Source organism: Pseudomonas sp. KH_050, from assembly GCF_057838875.1.
Genome location: NZ_CM174478.1, coordinates 823,351 through 840,000, shown reverse-complemented (window position 1 = coordinate 840,000; position 16,650 = coordinate 823,351). Strand labels below are relative to the sequence as shown.

Annotated in this window: 17 protein-coding genes (1 of these 17 only partly in view); 4 read left to right on the top strand and 13 right to left on the bottom strand. The window is 59.3% G+C overall.

Annotated elements, in window-relative coordinates:
* From msrQ to AC3IUA_RS03870, 6 genes are all read right to left on the bottom strand, one after another.
* A protein-coding gene (gene msrQ / locus AC3IUA_RS03895; protein ID WP_489359210.1) for a protein-methionine-sulfoxide reductase heme-binding subunit MsrQ crosses the window boundary here: on the bottom strand, positions 1-463 show its 5' portion. 158 nt of this gene lie to the left of the window's left edge; 463 of the gene's 621 nt are visible here — the first part of the coding sequence; its start codon is at positions 461-463; the stop codon falls past the left edge of the window.
* On the bottom strand, positions 463-1,476 hold the full coding sequence (gene msrP / locus AC3IUA_RS03890) for a protein-methionine-sulfoxide reductase catalytic subunit MsrP (protein ID WP_489359209.1): 1,014 nt from the start codon (positions 1,474-1,476) through the stop codon (positions 463-465). Before msrP ends, msrQ begins: the two co-directional genes overlap by 1 nt.
* A 63-nt stretch (positions 1,477-1,539) precedes the next feature.
* Positions 1,540-2,397 carry a CDP-diacylglycerol--serine O-phosphatidyltransferase gene (pssA, locus tag AC3IUA_RS03885; protein ID WP_489359207.1) on the bottom strand — a complete coding sequence of 286 codons (858 nt, stop codon included), beginning with the start codon at positions 2,395-2,397 and terminating at the stop codon, positions 1,540-1,542.
* Positions 2,398-2,542: 145 nt separating this feature from the next.
* Positions 2,543-3,559 (bottom strand): ketol-acid reductoisomerase, encoded by a 1,017-nt coding sequence (ilvC, locus tag AC3IUA_RS03880; protein ID WP_122540428.1) that lies wholly within the window; start codon positions 3,557-3,559, stop codon positions 2,543-2,545.
* A 48-nt stretch (positions 3,560-3,607) separates the two neighbouring features.
* Positions 3,608-4,099, bottom strand: coding sequence for an acetolactate synthase small subunit (gene ilvN, locus AC3IUA_RS03875; protein WP_489359206.1), 492 nt, complete (start codon positions 4,097-4,099; stop codon positions 3,608-3,610).
* Between the two features lie 2 nt (positions 4,100-4,101).
* The gene (locus AC3IUA_RS03870; protein ID WP_489359205.1) at positions 4,102-5,826 is read right to left on the bottom strand and encodes an acetolactate synthase 3 large subunit; all 1,725 of its coding nucleotides are present in this window, start codon (positions 5,824-5,826) and stop codon (positions 4,102-4,104) included.
* 400 nt (positions 5,827-6,226) lie between these two features.
* Between AC3IUA_RS03870 and AC3IUA_RS03865 the strand changes: the two genes are divergently transcribed.
* A complete protein-coding gene (locus AC3IUA_RS03865; protein ID WP_489359204.1) occupies positions 6,227-6,649 on the top strand; it encodes a DUF4124 domain-containing protein in 423 nt (140 codons plus the stop codon).
* An 18-nt stretch (positions 6,650-6,667) separates the two neighbouring features.
* Here the strand turns inward: AC3IUA_RS03865 and AC3IUA_RS03860 are convergent, their stop codons facing one another.
* Genes AC3IUA_RS03860 through mrcB form a run of 3 tightly spaced genes read right to left on the bottom strand, consistent with a single transcriptional unit; the run spans position 6,668 to position 10,075 of the window.
* Positions 6,668-7,003, bottom strand: coding sequence for a YqcC family protein (locus tag AC3IUA_RS03860; protein ID WP_489359203.1), 336 nt, complete (start codon positions 7,001-7,003; stop codon positions 6,668-6,670).
* Positions 7,003-7,734: a tetratricopeptide repeat protein gene (locus tag AC3IUA_RS03855; protein WP_489359202.1), complete on the bottom strand. Its 732-nt coding sequence runs from the start codon at positions 7,732-7,734 to the stop codon at positions 7,003-7,005. The genes AC3IUA_RS03860 and AC3IUA_RS03855 overlap by 1 nt, the downstream gene beginning before the upstream one ends.
* A 16-nt stretch (positions 7,735-7,750) precedes the next feature.
* Positions 7,751-10,075 (bottom strand): penicillin-binding protein 1B, encoded by a 2,325-nt coding sequence (gene mrcB / locus AC3IUA_RS03850; RefSeq protein WP_489359201.1) that lies wholly within the window; start codon positions 10,073-10,075, stop codon positions 7,751-7,753.
* Positions 10,076-10,191: 116 nt separating this feature from the next.
* Here mrcB and AC3IUA_RS03845 point away from each other — a divergent pair, with 116 nt between their 5' ends.
* The 3 genes from AC3IUA_RS03845 (at position 10,192) to AC3IUA_RS03835 (ending at position 12,704) form a co-directional block, all read left to right on the top strand.
* Positions 10,192-11,748: a bifunctional aminoglycoside phosphotransferase/ATP-binding protein gene (locus AC3IUA_RS03845; RefSeq protein WP_489359200.1), complete on the top strand. Its 1,557-nt coding sequence runs from the start codon at positions 10,192-10,194 to the stop codon at positions 11,746-11,748.
* Between the two features lie 91 nt (positions 11,749-11,839).
* Positions 11,840-12,184: a pentapeptide repeat-containing protein gene (locus tag AC3IUA_RS03840; RefSeq protein WP_489359199.1), complete on the top strand. Its 345-nt coding sequence runs from the start codon at positions 11,840-11,842 to the stop codon at positions 12,182-12,184.
* 247 nt (positions 12,185-12,431) lie between these two features.
* Positions 12,432-12,704, top strand: a complete 273-nt coding sequence (locus AC3IUA_RS03835; RefSeq protein WP_150803350.1) for a TfoX/Sxy family protein — start codon at positions 12,432-12,434, stop codon at positions 12,702-12,704.
* Positions 12,705-13,110: 406 nt separating this feature from the next.
* Here AC3IUA_RS03835 and deoC read toward each other — a convergent pair whose 3' ends face one another.
* The 4 genes from deoC to AC3IUA_RS03815 form a co-directional block, all read right to left on the bottom strand.
* On the bottom strand, positions 13,111-13,866 hold the full coding sequence (deoC, locus tag AC3IUA_RS03830; protein ID WP_489359198.1) for a deoxyribose-phosphate aldolase: 756 nt from the start codon (positions 13,864-13,866) through the stop codon (positions 13,111-13,113).
* 132 nt (positions 13,867-13,998) lie between these two features.
* Positions 13,999-14,874, bottom strand: coding sequence for a ChaN family lipoprotein (locus tag AC3IUA_RS03825; protein WP_489359197.1), 876 nt, complete (start codon positions 14,872-14,874; stop codon positions 13,999-14,001).
* 22 nt (positions 14,875-14,896) lie between these two features.
* On the bottom strand, positions 14,897-15,664 hold the full coding sequence (locus AC3IUA_RS03820) for a heme ABC transporter ATP-binding protein (RefSeq protein ID WP_489359196.1): 768 nt from the start codon (positions 15,662-15,664) through the stop codon (positions 14,897-14,899).
* Entirely contained in the window at positions 15,664-16,647 is a 984-nt protein-coding gene (locus AC3IUA_RS03815) for a FecCD family ABC transporter permease (protein ID WP_489362225.1), read from the bottom strand. Before AC3IUA_RS03815 ends, AC3IUA_RS03820 begins: the two co-directional genes overlap by 1 nt.
* Positions 16,648-16,650 lie beyond the last annotated feature (3 nt).

Here is a 16,650-nt window from a genome sequence, read left to right as displayed (position 1 = left end):
CTAGCCCCAGGATCACATAAGCCAGGCGATGCAACTTCTTCCAGCCAGCGCCGAGGCGTCGTTGACTGTAACGATTGGAAGTGACCGCCAATGCCAGCAAACCCAGGAACCCAATGCTGCCGACAATGATGTAAGGCCGCTTGCGCAACTCGACGCCCAGCTGCGACCAGTCAAGACCGAGAATAAACACCAGGTAGGCCACCAGATGCAGGGCCGCATAAGCAAAGCACCACAGTCCCAACTGTCGGCGCACGGCAATCCATCCCGCCCAACCGCTCAGCCGCTGCACAGGTGTCATGCCCAGAGTGATCAACAATAGCGTCAGCGTGCCCAATCCCAGGCGATCAACCAGCACCTTCCCCGGATCCGGCCCCAGGGCGAAGATCCAGGCCTGGTACAACCAGAGCAGCGGCCACACCGCCGCTGCTATAAAGACGCCAATGCGCCACAACGGATAACGCATCAATAGTTCTTCCGCAAATCGAGGCCGGTATATAAAGAAGCCACCTCATCGGAGTAGCCATTGAACATCTGCGTCTCGCGCACATTGGGGCTGAACAGCCCGCTCGGTAAACGCCGTTCACGCGCCTGAGTCCAGCGCGGGTGGTCCACTTCAGGATTGACGTTGGCGTAGAACCCATACTCATCCGCAGCAATGCTCTGCCAGGTGGTTTTCGGCTGCTCGCTGACCAGGCTGATGCGCACGATGGACTTGATGCTCTTGAAACCGTACTTCCACGGCACCACCAGACGCAACGGTGCGCCGTTCTGATTAGGCAGCTCACGTCCGTACATACCCACGGCAAGAATCGCTAAAGGGTTCATCGCCTCATCCAGGCGAAGACCTTCTACATAAGGCCAGTCGATCAGGGCAAAACCGGAACGCTGGCCTGGCATGCTCTTGGGATCCTGCAGGGTTTCGAAGCGGATGAACCTGGCCTTGGAAGTCGGCTCGACCTGCTTGAGCAACGCCGAGACGGGAAAGCCGATCCAGGGAATCACCATCGACCAGGCCTCGACGCAGCGCAGACGGTAAATCCGCTCCTCCAACTGATAGGGTTTCATGAAATCTTCCAGGGCATAACGCCCGGGCTTGCCGACCTCACCATCTACCACCACGCTCCACGGCTCGGTTTTCAGCGTACCGGCGTTTTGTGCCGGGTCACCTTTATCAGTGCCGAACTCATAGAAGTTGTTGTAGTGGGTCGCGTCCTTGAATGGGGTGATCGCCTCCCCCTTGACCGTGACAGCCTGCCATTGGGTTGTCGGCAGCTTCTCGGTAAACCAGGCCGGCGCCTTGCCCGGCTCGACATCCGCATAACGCGCGGCCGTATCGGCACTCGCCCAGCGCGGCAGACTGCTGACGGCCAGCGCGGCCATGGCGCCGCCCAGTACGCTGCGGCGAGAGTAGTAGAGGGACTCTGGCGTGACATCCGACTCTTGGCAGTCAGACGACTTGGGCAACTTGATTAACATTAAAACTCCGCAGTATTGGAGGACTGATGTACCAATAGACTGCGGAGTATGAGGGATATTACATCACTCGACTTTTTTGTGACGGCGCAGGCGCAACAGGTACTGCACCGGGCCGGAAGCCGCATAGGCGAGGAAAACCAGCAGCAGAATGCGCGGTGGATCACTGAACACCACCGCGAACACCAGCACTACCGCGAGAATCGCGACAAATGGCACCCGCCCTTTCAGATCCAGCTCCTTGAAGCTGTTGTACTTGATGTTGCTGACCATCAGCATGCCGGCGGCAGCCACCATCAGCGCAACCAGGAAGGACATCTTGGAACCCTGGATGCCATAGTCGCTGAACGCCCAGACAATCCCGGCGACCACACCTGCCGCGGCCGGACTGGCCAGACCGATGAAATAACGTTTGTCGGCGGTACCCACCTGAGTATTGAAACGCGCCAGACGCAACGCCGCGCCCGCCACATAGACGAAAGCGACCATCCAGCCTACTTTGCCCATATCCCCCAAGGCCCAGCCAAATGCCAGCAGCGCTGGGGCGACACCAAAGGCGACCATATCGGACAACGAGTCGTATTCAGCGCCAAAGGCGCTCTGGGTGTTGGTCATTCGGGCAACACGACCATCCAGCCCGTCGAGCACCATGGCGACGAAGATCGCGATCGCAGCAAACGCAAAATACTTGCTTGCGCTGACCGCGTCACCGGCACTCAAGGCACTTTGAGCGCTCATGGAGCTGATGATGGAGTAGAACCCCGCGAACAGGTTCGCGGTGGTAAACAAATTCGGCAGAAGATAGATACCACGATGCCGGACTTTACGGCCTTCAGCGTCATGTCCTTCTTCGACATGTTCATCGATCGGTAGCAGGCTTTCGGCGTCAGAGGCCTTGTTTGGCTCTTCGGGACGTTCGCTCATGGACATTACCTTGCAACGGTGTGGAGAATTTCGACAGGTGTCTGCGCCGATGGTTCGTGCGCAAACGATCCAGCTTTATACCAGAACCTGTCTGCCCAAACGAAAAAACGCGACCTAAGCCGCGTTTTCCCTTCAAGGCCGGAACTTAGTTCTTGGCTTTGTCGACGATTTTGTTGGCACCGATCCACGGCATCATCGAGCGCAGTTGCTCGCCGATGATTTCGATACCGTGAGCGGCGTTGTTGCGACGCTTGGCGGTCATCGATGGGTAGCCGGTAGCACCTTCGCTGATGAACATCTTGGCGTACTCACCGTCCTGAATGCGTTTCAGGGCGTTGCGCATGGCCTGACGGGATTCGGCGTTGATCACTTCCGGACCGGTCACGTACTCGCCGTATTCAGCGTTGTTGGAGATCGAGTAGTTCATGTTGGCGATACCGCCTTCGTACATGAGGTCAACGATCAGCTTCAGTTCGTGCAGGCATTCGAAGTAGGCCATTTCTGGCGCGTAGCCAGCTTCAACCAGGGTTTCGAAACCGGCTTTGACCAGTTCAACGGTACCGCCGCACAGAACGGCTTGTTCGCCGAACAGGTCGGTTTCAGTCTCGTCCTTGAAGGTGGTTTCGATGATGCCGGTACGACCACCGCCAACGCCGGCAGCGTAGGACAGCGCAACGTTTTTGGCGTTGCCGGAAGCATCCTGATAGATAGCGATCAGGTCAGGGATACCGCCGCCTTTGACGAACTCGGAACGCACGGTGTGGCCCGGAGCTTTCGGCGCGATCATGATCACGTCGAGGTCGGCGCGCGGCACGACCTGGTTGTAGTGGATCGCGAAGCCGTGGGAGAAGGCCAGGGTTGCGCCCTGCTTGATGTTCGGCTCGATTTCGTTCTTGTACAGCGCGGACTGGAACTCATCCGGGGTCAGGATCATGACCAGGTCGGCAGCAGCAACAGCGCTGGCAACGTCGGTCACTTTCAGGCCGTGAGCTTCGGCCTTGGCAACGGTTGCCGAGCCTTTGCGCAGACCAACAGTGACGTCAACGCCGGAGTCTTTCAGGTTGCAAGCTTGTGCGTGGCCTTGGGAGCCGTAACCGATGATGGCTACTTTCTTGCCCTGGATGATCGACAGGTCACAGTCTTTTTCGTAATAAACTTTCATGAGTTTCCCCTATATATCCAGGCCGTTCAGGCCATTCGCTAATTTGGTTTAGATGCTCAGCACTTTGTCGCCACGGGCAATCCCGGTGACGCCACTGCGTACGGTTTCCAGTATCGCGGCCGTGCCGATCGACTGAATGAAGCTGTCGAGCTTGTCGCTGGTACCAGTCAATTGAATGGTATACACGCTGGCACTGACATCGACGATCTGTCCACGATAAATATCGGTCGTGCGTTTGATTTCGGCGCGCTGGGCACCGGTGGCCTTGACCTTGACCAGCATCAGTTCGCGCTCGATGTGAGCACTTTCCGACAGGTCGACCAGTTTGACCACTTCAATCAGCTTGTTGAGGTTCTTGGTGATCTGTTCGATCACTTCATCGTGCCCCACCGTGGTCAGCGTCAGACGCGACAGAGTCGGGTCTTCGGTCGGCGCCACGGTCAGGCTTTCGATGTTGTAGTTACGTTGCGAAAACAGGCCAACAACGCGAGACAAGGCGCCCGGTTCGTTTTCCAGAAGCAAGGAGATAATGTGCCGCATGATTAAGTACGCTCCGTCTTGCTCAGCCACATATCGCGCATCGAGCCGTCTTTGATCTGCATCGGGTAGACGTGCTCGCTGGTATCGACCTGAATATCGAGGAACACCAGGCGATCCTTCATGGCGAACGCTTCTTCCATCTTCGGCTTCAAATCCTTCAGATCAGTGATGCGTATGCCCACATGACCGTAGGCCTCGGCCAGCTTGACGAAGTCAGGCAGCGATTCCATATAAGAGTGCGAGTGACGGCTGCCGTAGCTCATGTCCTGCCACTGACGAACCATACCCAGCACGCCGTTGTTCAGGTTGATGATCTTCACCGGCAGGCCGTATTGCAGGCAAGTCGACAGCTCCTGAATGTTCATCTGGATACTGCCTTCACCGGTAACACAGGCAACGTCGTCGTCCGGAAAGCTCAGCTTGACGCCCATGGCCGCAGGGAAACCGAAGCCCATCGTGCCCAGGCCACCGGAGTTGATCCAGCGATTAGGCTTGTTGAACCGGTAGTACTGCGCCGCGAACATCTGGTGCTGACCCACGTCGGAAGTGATGTAGGCATCGCCTTTGGTCACTTCACTGAGGGTTTCGATCACGGTCTGCGGCTTGATGATGCTGCCGTCACCCTTATCGTAAGGGAACAGGCCACGATCACCGCGCCACTCTTCGACTTGCTTCCACCAACTGGCAACGGACTCCTTGTTCGGGGTCTCGCCGATTTCCTTGAGGGTGGCGACCATTTCGGTCAGCACGCTCTCGACCGGACCGACGATAGGCACGTCTGCCTTGATGGTCTTGGAGATCGAAGCCGGGTCGATGTCGATGTGAATGATCTTGGCATTCGGACAGAACTTGGCCGGACCATTGATCACCCGATCGTCGAATCGCGCGCCGACTGCAAGGATCACGTCGGCATGGTGCATGGCGAGGTTGGCGGTGTAGCTGCCGTGCATGCCGAGCATGCCGATGAACTGACGATCAGTGCCAGGGTACGAACCCAGGCCCATCAACGTATTGGTCACCGGCAGGTTGAGCATTTGCGCCAGTTCGGTCAGCGGTGCGGAACCGCCACCGAGGATCACGCCGCCGCCCGCATAGAGCACCGGACGCTTGGCCGCCAGCAGCATTTCCGCGGCTTTGCGGATTTGCCCGGAGTGACCACGAACAGCCGGGCTGTAGGAACGCAGCTTGGCTTTTTTCGGGAAGATGTATTCGAACTTCTCGGCCGGGTTGGTCATGTCTTTCGGGATGTCGACCACGACCGGGCCAGGACGACCGGATTGCGCCAGGTAGAACGCCTTCTTCATGACTTCCGGGATTTCCGACGCATGCTTGATCATGAAGCTGTGCTTCACGATTGGCCGGGAGATACCGATCATGTCGGTTTCCTGGAATGCATCGGTGCCCACCATGGTGCTAGGCACCTGGCCGGAAATGATCACCATCGGAATGGAGTCCATGTAGGCCGTGGCAATACCGGTGATGGCGTTGGTCGCGCCCGGGCCGGAGGTCACCAGTACCACACCGGCTTTACCGGTGGCACGAGCGTAGCCGTCAGCCATATGGGTCGCAGCCTGTTCGTGACGAACCAGGATGTGAGTCACTTCCGGTTCTTTGAACAGCGCATCGTATACATGAAGGAGAGCACCACCCGGGTACCCGTAGATATATTTGACGCCTTCGTCACGCAAAAAGCGGACGAGCATCTCACCGCCAGATAAAAGCTCCACGTTGTTCACCTCTAAAACGCCAGAATACCGTCCACTCAAAAGGGAACGGGTCTTAATAGGTTTACTGCTTAGCAGAGCATGAGCGACGGTGGTCGCCGACTACGTCAGCACTGACTGAGCAAGTATTGGGAGCTCCCCAAGTGTTGCGGGGTTTTCCCACCCAGCGCGAGGTAACGCGTTGCGGGTGTAACAGGTCGGCGCGGATGTGCACCTCATGATCTACTGAGCGGGTCTGCTTCTGGCAGTCCCTCTACAGCGGACTTTGGATTCTTCTGTTTCGCCCTCTCCAAGTCAAGTCGTCAAATGCTTTATTCGAACTAAGCGCATGAGAAAGCAAGAAAAAACCTCTAAACAGCATCTGTGTTAGCTTCAATTGCGCAACCCATGACAAGGAAATGGCATGCGAACGTTTTTCTTCACGGCAAGCTTGCTGATCAGCCTGAGCCCTTTGTGCATGGCCGGCCAGATCTACAAATGGGTCGACGCTCAAGGTGTTACCCACTTCGACGCACAACCGCCCCAAGGCCAGGAAGCCACTTCGGTGGTGACGCCCTCCACGCCTGCGAGCAAACCGACCGCACCACCGCGCAGCAGCACCATCGGTGATCAGCAGGCCATCGACAACACAGTAAAAAAGCAGGTGAACGAGCAGCAAGCCCAGCTAAAGGCGTTCTGTGAACAGGCCCGAACCAACCTGGCTCAACTGCAGAACAATCCGCGACTACGGGAGGAGGTCGACGGTGAAATGCGCCGACTGACCGATCAACAACGTCAGGAACGCACCACCGAAGCACAGAAACAGATTGCGGATAACTGCCAGTAGGGACTGGCAGTCTCCGACTCAGCGGGAGGCGCTGATCAGCAGATCGAATTCCTTGAGCAGGATCTGCAGCTGCCGATCCTTGCCCTGGACATTCCGGGCAGCGAAGACCATTTCGGCCATCTCCTGAATACCCGAGACATTGGGCAGCGGTAGATCATTTTCCAGAATCGCTTTCATTCGCGGCAGGAAGATCCATTGCAGCCATTGTTCGAAGTCCAGGGTATCGATCGAGAATGGCTCGACACTGTTTAGACTTTCTGCCGATGGCGAGGCTTCATCCCACCAGCCCTGAACCCGCAGTTCACGCTCGATCAACAACAGTTGCTCGGCAATCTTCGGAAAGCGCGCATCCATCAGAGACTGACCTTGGCTTTCTGCCGGGCCAGTGCGGCACCCGCTGGATCACCCTGCTTCTCACGCGCCTGAGCGATCAAATTCCACAGGCTTGCCTGAAGAGCCGGGCGACCATTGGCGAAGCTCAGCCCACGACGAGCGAACTGCTCGGCCTGCGCCGCATCACCCTGGGCCATGCGCACCTGCGCCAAACGATAGAGCACTTGCGGTTCGCGCGGGGCGACACGCTGGGCGCGCTCCAGACTGGAGGACGCGCCGTTGAGGTCGCCGCTGGCCTGTTGTTGCTGAGCAGTGGTCAGCAAAGCCAGAACCGGACCGTCCAGTTGTTCGTCGGCCGACAACCCGCCGGAGTTCGCGGAAGGAATCCCGCTCGGTGTCGACGGCATGTTGTACGTGCCCTGATTGATCGGTGCCGACTGAACCGGTGCAGAATCCATCGGCCCGGGAATGATCGGCCCCGGGGTAATCGGCGCACTGCTGATCGGTGCCGAAGTGGCGGCAGCGCCACCCGGAATCATGACTACCACGCCTTCACCCTGCGGGATGGCTTGGGTCTGGGCTTGCGTCGGACGCTTGACGGTCGTCTGACGAGAGCCACCATTGGCCTGGATCCGCTCGCTGTTGGAAACAGCACTGCCGGAGTCGACCACCGGGATCGAACCGCGCTGCACGCTGGCGCAACCATTGAGCAAAGCCAGCGCTGTAATAGCTGGTATCCACCACTTGTTCACTTCAAAACCTCTTCGCTTAATTCATCCAGCCTCTGACCCAATCCATCACCGCATCAGCGGGTGCAGGGCTTTCGCCCGCACACGCGGCACCGGGAGGTGGTTCACTGCCGCGAATATACGGCATCTGCACCGCGCCCGGACAACTCGCTTCGGAACCCTGCCCGGTACGGGAGTCGACCCAGGCCTGAACCACATTATCCGGCTGCGGCATATCCAGCGGCAATGGGTCCGCCTTGCGCATGAAGCTGGTCCAGACCTGCAGGGCACCTGTGGCACCGGTGAACGGCGTCTTGCCGTTGTCATCGCGACCCATCCAGACCACTGCCAGCAGGTCCTGGCTGAAACCGGCGAACCAGCTGTCTCGCGAATCGTTACTGGTGCCGGTCTTGCCGGCCAGTGCCAGGGTTTTCGGCAAGGCGTTGTAGACCGAACTACCGGTACCTTCACGCATCACCCGCTGCATCGCGCTCTGGATCAGGAAGATCGAACCCGGATCGAAGCGCTGCTGGATCTGGAATGGGTAACGCTTGAGCGGTTCGCCTTCGGCGGTGAGCACGCTACGAATCCCGCGCATCGGCGTATTGAAGCCACCGTTGGCCAGCGTCTGGTACATGGTCGCCACTTCCATCGGGCTCAAGCCGCCGGCTCCCAGCAACATCGACGGGAAGGCCGGGAACTCACGTTCAACGCCCAGCCGCGCGAGCGTCTTCAGGACATTCGGCACGCCGACTGCCAAGCCAAGCCGGGCGGTCGACAGGTTGTAGGAATGCGCCAAGCCTTGATACAGGAACACTGTGCCGTGGGAGCGATGATCATAGTTCTGTGGCTTCCAGACCTGACCATCGGCGCCTTTCACCGAAAAGGATTCATCGGAGAGCCAACTGGTCAAGGTGTACTGGCTCGGCTTCTCAAGCGCGGTCAGGTAAACCGCCGGCTTGATCAGGGAGCCGATCGGACGTACCGCATCCAGTGCCCGGTTGAAACCGGCAAAACCGGCCTGGCGGCTGCCGATCATGGCCTGGACTTCCCCGGTTTCCGGGTTGGTCACCACCATCGCGGCTTCGACCTCATCGGAGCCCTTGCGCCCCGCGAGACGCTTGAAGGTATCGTTGACCGAAGCCTCAGCCTTCATCTGCAGGATCGGATCGAAACTGGTGAAAATCCGCAGCCCCTCTTCGGTCAAGTCTTCGTCGCGGTAGTCTTCGCGCAACTGGCGTTTGACCAGGTCGATGAAACCCGGGTACGAAGTGTCGGCCAGACTGCCGCGCTTGGTCACGCCCAGTGGCATTTTCTTCGCCGCTGCCACCTGCTCGGCGCTCGCGACACCCTGTTCTTGCAACAGATCAAGCACCAGGTTACGGCGCTCGAGCGCGCGCTCGGGATTACGTCGCGGGTTATAGGAAGACGGTCCCTTGACCATGCCCACCAGCAACGCCACCTGATGCAACTTGAGTTCGGACAGCGGCTGACTGAAGAAGAACTGGCTGGCCAATCCAAAACCGTGCACCGCGCGCTGACCGTCCTGACCGACGAAGACTTCGTTGAGGTAGGCCTCGAGGATCTCGCGCTTGTCGTAATGCAGTTCGAGCAGCAAGGCCATCATCGCCTCGGTCAACTTGCGGCTCAGGCTGCGTTCATTGGTCAGATAGAAGTTCTTGACCAGTTGCTGGGTCAAGGTACTACCGCCCTGGCGCATGTGTCCCGACGAAGTGTTGACCCAGACGGCCCGGGCGATCGACTTGGGCGAGACGCCGAAGTGAGAATAGAAATCCCGGTCTTCCACCGCGACCAGCGTCTCGAGCAAGTACGGCGGCACCTGATCGATCTTGATCAGGATGCGATCTTCGAGGTTTTTCGGGTAAAGACCGCCGATCAATAGCGGCTCAAGACGTACCACCGCGACTTTCGAACCGTTACTCCCCGAGAGCCCGGCCACATAGTCGCCGGAGAAACGCACGCGCACCGGCTGAGCCTGCTCCATCCCTTCATAGAACTGGAAGCCGCGGGTATTCAAGTCGACCGTATTGCCACTGACCGAAGCCGCGCCGGGACCGTTGGCGACGCTTTCACGCCGGTAACCGAGCGCATCAAGCTCGATCAGAAAGTCTTCCTTGCTGAGCTTTTGTCCGACGAACAGCTCCAGCGGCCGGGCATAAACCTTGGCCGGAATGGTCCAGCGCTTGCCAGAAAACTTCTCCTGGACCACGGCATCGAGATAAACCGCGAAGCCTGCGAGCACCACCAGGGCGACCAGACTAAGCTTCAGAGCCCAGCCTAACCACGGGCGCAGGCGAGCGGGCGGGCGTTTGGAACGGGAACGAGGGGATTGGGTACGAGTCATGGCGGCGGATTATACGCACTTTATTCATCCTCAACAGGAGCCCGCCGAGGTTTGCACGACAGCCGCATGCGGCCATAATGACGCCCTTGAATTTTTCCGACTCTGAAGGATCACCTGTGAGCCAGTCCCTGATCGCCGCCCTGCAAAACCCGGCCCTCTACCCCCATCCCGTAGACGGTTTCCAGGTCATCGAGACGCACATCTCCTGGGTGCTGCTGACAGGCCCCTACGCCTATAAAGTGAAGAAGCCGGTCAATTTCGGCTTCCTCGACTTCACGGGCCTGGAGGCTCGTGAACACTTCTGCGGCGAAGAACTGCGCCTCAACCAGCGCCTGACCCATGATTTGTATCTGGAAGTGTTGCCAATTACCGGCAGCGCCGATGCACCGCAATTGGGTGGCAGTGGCCCGGCGATCGACTACGCGCTGAAAATGCGTCAGTTCCCGCAAAGCCAGTTGCTCAGCACCTTGCAAGCCAATGGCGAACTGACCACCGCGCACATCGACCAGATGGCCCGGCAGATTGCCCGGTTCCACCTCAGTGCGCCCGTGGTCCCGGCAGACCACGAAGCCGGTACTCCGGAAAGCGTGATGGCACCGGTGCGACAGAATTTCGAACAAATCCGTCCGTTCCTCAGCGACAAGGCCGACCTGCTGCAACTCGAAGCTCTGCAAGCCTGGGCTGAAAGCAGCTTCGAGCGCCTCAAGCCACTGTTCGCCCAGCGCAAGGCCGAAGGTTTTATCCGCGAGTGCCACGGCGACATTCACTTGGGCAATGCCACGCTGATCGACGGCGAAGTGGTGATCTTCGACTGCATCGAGTTCAACGAACCCTTCCGTTTCACGGACGTTTACGCCGACACCGGGTTCCTCGCGATGGACCTGGAAGATCGCGGCCTTAAAAGCCTGGCCCGACGGTTCATCAGCCAGTACCTGGAGCTGACCGGCGATTACCGCGGACTTGAGCTGCTGAATTTCTATAAAGCCTATCGCGCGCTGGTCCGCGCCAAGGTCAGCCTGTTCAGCATGCCCGCCGAAGCCGATCCGGTACACCGTGCGACCACCCTGCGCCAGTACCGCAACTACGCCAATCTGGCGGAAAGCTACAGCACCATTCCGTCGCGCTTCATGGCGATCACCCACGGTGTTTCGGCCGTCGGCAAGAGTTATGTAGCCATGCGCCTGGTAGAAGCTCTGGGTGCGATCCGCCTGCGCTCCGATGTCGAACGCAAACGCCTGTTCGGTGAGCAACAGGTGCCGAATGATCCGCAAGTCGGGATCTACAGCGCCGAGTCGAGCGTTGCCACCTACGCCCACCTGCATGAGATTGCCGCTGTCATTCTGCGCGCCGGTTTCCCGGTGGTGATCGACGCCACCTACCTCAAGCGCGAACAGCGCGATGGTGCCGCGAAAATCGCCGAAGCCACCGGCACGCCGTTCCTGATCCTCGACTGCAACGCACCGCAAGCGGTGATCGAGAGCTGGCTGGCGCGACGTCAGGCGGACCAGAACGATCCGTCCGACGCGACCATGGCGGTTATCGAAGCTCAGCAAGCCACTCGTGAGGCGCTGACGCCAGCAGAAATCCTCTGCAGCAAACGCGTCCAGACCAATGAAAGCGGTACCCTTGATACCGTGGTTGCACAAATTCGCCAGCGCATGCCCGGCCTGTAAGCAACTATTCAGATAGCGAAACCGCTAACGGTTTCGCTACCTGAGAATAGTGGCACTACACTGGCGTCATAAATCCAACAGGTGACGCCCCATGAGCCAGCCAAAATTCCTCGACACCCCGCTGTACGCGCTGCTGCACAAAGACGACATTGCCGGCTTCAATAACCAGAGACCGAAAAACGCGCCTGTCGATATGCGTGGCGGGGATTTCCGTGGTCTCGATCTGCGTGAACTGAATGCCGAAGGCATTGACTTCACGGATGCCTACTTCCGTTCGGCTGACTTGCGCGGCCTGGATTTGCGCAGTGCGTGCATGGAAGGCGCAAGCCTGGCACACGCGCAAATCTCTGGAGCCTACTTCCCGCCAGAACTGACGGCAGATGAAATCCTGATGTCGGTCAATTTCGGTACACGCTTGCGCTACCGCCCCCAGTAACGACCTCCTCGCCCCAGAGTCCGGCGCCCTTGTTGCGCGCTGGGTAGGGCGCCGTGCGCCTTGCCGTCATCCAGCCTGCCCGCTGACAACTACTCCCCTGCCGCGCGTACAGCCCTTTCCACACCCCTCTGGGCGGGCGGCTTAGAAGCTTTTTCGATGAAACCGACCAAACAACCACGCTTTTCTTACTGACCGCTACACTCCTTGAAACTCGCCCACGCTTGTTCGGCTGTCGCAAGGAGGCTTGATGAATGATGAACTGCAACACTTGAAAAACCTTGGCAAGACGTCGGCGCAATGGCTGCATGCCGTGGGCATCCACAGTGCCTCGGACTTGCGTCGACTGGGAGCGGTGGATGCCTATCGCGCTGTGCGAACCAGGGGGTTTCGCGCGTCGAAAGTGCTGTTGTATGCGATTGAAGGGGCTCTAATGGACGTGCATTGGAACGACATACCGGCAGAGCGCAAAGAGGCCTTGAACAAACAACTGGAAGCCATATCGGCACGCCATAAAAACTGAGCCGAGGCGATTGTCATTTACTTATTCGGGGAGCACCGGCCTGCGCTGAGGCACTGATCAATCGACTGCTACCGGGTCCAGGACCTGCGAAACAAGGAAATCATCCAGCTCATTTCGCTTCAAACAAACTCTCCGGACCCCTGCTTAACGGGCTATCCGAAAGAGCCTGCAACTCGATTCAGCGAAATGCGTAAATCAGCTGTTGACTTAGTAATGAGAATCGTTATGATTATCACATCTGGTCGCGAGATCAGTCGATGACCTGGAAGACCAGTGGTTCGGACTCTCAGATTATCTCCTCATCAGGCTAATCACGGTTATTTGACCCGGCTTTTTTGCCGGGTCTTTTTTTTTTTTGCCTGTTGAAAACTCGCTACCACGCGGGCCAGGCACCAGACCAACGCAGTCAGCCAGGTCGTTGTGCCAGGCACGCCAGCAATTCATCCAGCAAGCCCGAGGCGCCGATGCGCATATGCCTGGCGCTGACCCAGTCAGCACCCAAGCGCTGCCGGGCAAGCCCGATGTACAAGCCGGCATCCGCCAACGTACGAATCCCCCCGGAAACCTTGAGGCCGACCTCATCCCCCTGCTCGGCAATAGCCTCCAACATGATTCGCGCGGCTTGCTCCGTGGCATTGATCGCCACCTTGCCGGTGCTGGTCTTGATAAAGTCCGCGCCTGCGGCAATCGCGTCCAGGCTGGCCCGACGAATCAGCTGCGGATCGCGCAATTCACCGGTTTCCAGAATCACTTTGAGCAACACCTGCTCTGAACAGACTTGGTGGCAGGCGGCCACCAATTCCCTGCCGATGTCGTAATCCCCTGCCAGCAAATCATGAAAGGGGTAGACCACGTCCACCTCATCCGCTCCCGCAGCGATGGCCTGTACGACTTGGGTGACGGTGGAAGCGATGTTACTGCCGCCATAGGGGAAGTTGGCGACGGTTGCCACTCGGACCGCTGCGCCTCCCAGGCCGTCCAGGGTTTTGCGTGCCAGGCCGACAAATCCTGGATAGACACAGACTGCGGCCACCGGACCAAAAGGCGTCAGTGCATGCTGGCAAAGGCTGACAATTCGCGCCTCATCATCATTGGCATTCAGCGAGGTCAAATCGAGCAAGCTGATTGCCAGGCGTGCCAGCTGTTTATCCGGTTGATCCATAGAGCCCTCCACTTTCAATCGTGAAATCGCCGGTCGACATAGGGGATAAACAATAAAGCAGTCAGCCGGATGAGTGCCTGAATCCGGACCAGTCAGGACGCTAACTACGTGATCAAGAGAAGCTTCCGAAGCCTATTTACGCATTTGTGCGCAATAGTCCTGCTCCGGCCTGGCCGCGGTGTACCAGACGTAATCCGCCGCGCCAGGCGCGACCTCCACACCTTGCTCGGCCAGCATCAGCACCAGCGTCCCATCCGACGCCCCGAGATCAAGCAGATGCACCGGCACACCGACATCCTTGCGCGCATGATAAGCGCCGGCAAACAACAGCGAAGGCGCAGGCGCCGCCAACAGGCGCTCAGCCATCCGCCGATCGCGTTGCTGCTGGACCGCCAGCATGGCGGGCATTTGCGTTTCCGGCAGCAGGCCACAATGGGATTCGCGTATTTGCTCCAACAGTTCGCTCCTGACCGAATCCGAGTTCGAACGAGTGCCGCTCAATGCCGGCGCCTGGACATAGATTTTCCGTATTTCACCGCTGTTCAGGTTGGCCGCCAGCAATGGATAAGGCTGCGCCAGGGTAAAACGCACGATAGGCCCATACAATTTCCAGTCCCAGCCGGATTGCCATGCCAGGGCGTCGGGCAAGTCGTCGGGCCAACCCGTGGTCTTCAGCTGCGTACGGACCTGATCGACGCGGGGTTGCTGGTCTGGTGTCAGCATCTCCAACAGCAGACTGCCTTGGCCACGGCGCTCAGACAACGCCTGCAACAACCACACTTGCAGCCGATGGTGATCGGGGTTGTCGTGCTGCTCGCCGACGATGACCCGTGGCGCCTTGGCCAGGCGTGCGACCAGTTCATCGGCAGTCAGCCATTGTCCATTGCCGAGATCACCAATCATCCCGGCGCGCTGTTTCGAACCGCTTGAAGTCGGCTCGATGGGCGACACCCTCGCGGGTTGACAAGCGCTGAGCAGGATCAAAGCCAGTAGCAGAATCGCGCGCATGGGTTCCTTCCAGAAAATCGGCTTAACGGGCAATGATCAAGGGGTGCCCACGCTCCGGATGGGGCTGCACCAGCACCTCCAGGCCGAACACCGCTTTCAGTGGCTCCGGTTGCAGCACCATCGCCGGGCTGTCCAGTGCATAGGGGCGTCCGCCCGCAAGCAGCAACAGACGATCACAATAGCGTGCCGCCAGGTTCAAATCATGCAGGATCACCAGGACTGATGCACCACGACCGGCAAACTCGCGAATGGCCTGCAAGGTGGTGTGCTGATGCAGCGGGTCGAGCATCGAAGTCGGCTCGTCGAGCAATAACGTCTGCCCGGCCTGTCCCGGCCACAGCTGCGCCAGGACCCGTGCCAGATGCACTCGCTGGCGCTCGCCACCGGACAACGCCAGGTAACTGCGACCGCTCAGGTGCCCGGCGTCAGCGGCTTCCAGCGCGGCGGCGATAATTTCCTCGTCGCGGACTCGACCGCTTTGATGGGGCAAGCGCCCCATGCCGACCACTTCCTCGACCCGAAAGGCAAAATCCAGGGTCGACGTCTGTGGCAACACCGCCAGGCGTTGTGCCCTTTGCACACCGTCCCAGTGTCGCAACTCACGGTCATCCAGCCAGACCGTGCCCTGACTCGGAGCCAATTCACCGCACAAGGCGCCGAGCAAGGTGCTCTTGCCCGCACCGTTGGGACCGAGCACGCCGAGCACTTCCCCCGGCTGGAGTTGCAGGTTGATCTCCATCAGCACCGTCTGCTTGCCACGGCGGACCTGCAGGTTTTCCGCTCGCAGCATCAGGCACGCCCTCGCAACAGCAAATACAGAAAGAACGGTGCGCCGATAAACGCAGTGACTATGCCGATCGGCAGCTCGGCCGGGGCCAGGGCCAAACGTGCCAGCAGATCGGCGAACAGCAGCAGGCTCGCCCCCGCCAACACCGAGGCCGGCAACAAGACGCGATGATCCGGCCCGGCCAGCAGCCGCACCAGATGCGGCACCACCAAACCGACAAAACCGATCATGCCAGCCGCCGCAACGGCCGCCCCGACCCCGAGCGCGGTGCAGAACACCAATTCACGCTTGAGCCTTTCGACATCAATGCCCAGATGGCTGGCTTCCGATTCCCCCAGCAACAACGCATTCAACGCCCTGGCCCGCCGCGGCAACCACAATGCTACCGCCGCACTCACCAGCAACAGCGGCCAGAGCCTGGAGTAACTGGCGCCATTAAGACTCCCCAGGTTCCAGAAGGCCAGGGTGCGCAAGGTCGCGTCATCCGCCAGATAGGTGAACAGGCCGACGGCCGAACCGGCCAGCGCGGTCAGGGCGATGCCCGCCAGCAACATGGTCGCCACGTTGGTTTGGCCGTTGCGCCGACCGAGGCGATAGACCAGCGCCGTCACCCCGAGCCCGCCGAGAAAGGCGCACAGTGATAGCAGGTAAGGCCCCAGCGCCTCCGGCAGGCCGCCAAACAGCGAACCGCCGACGATCGCGATCGCCGCGCCCAATGCCGCGCCGCTAGAGACGCCGACCAACCCCGGGTCAGCCAGTGGATTGCGAAATAGGCCCTGCATCGCCACGCCGGACAAGGCCAGGACTCCGCCTACCGCCAGGCCCAACAAGGTCCGGGGCAGACGAATTTGCCCGAGTATCAATTCGGCCTGCTCCAGACCGTCGGCGTCGATTGGCAGCCCGAGCAAACGCAAGGCGGCGCGCAAGGTATCGAGCAACGGCAGGCTGACCGGCCCGAGGGCCAATGACAGCCAGATCGCCAGCAAACA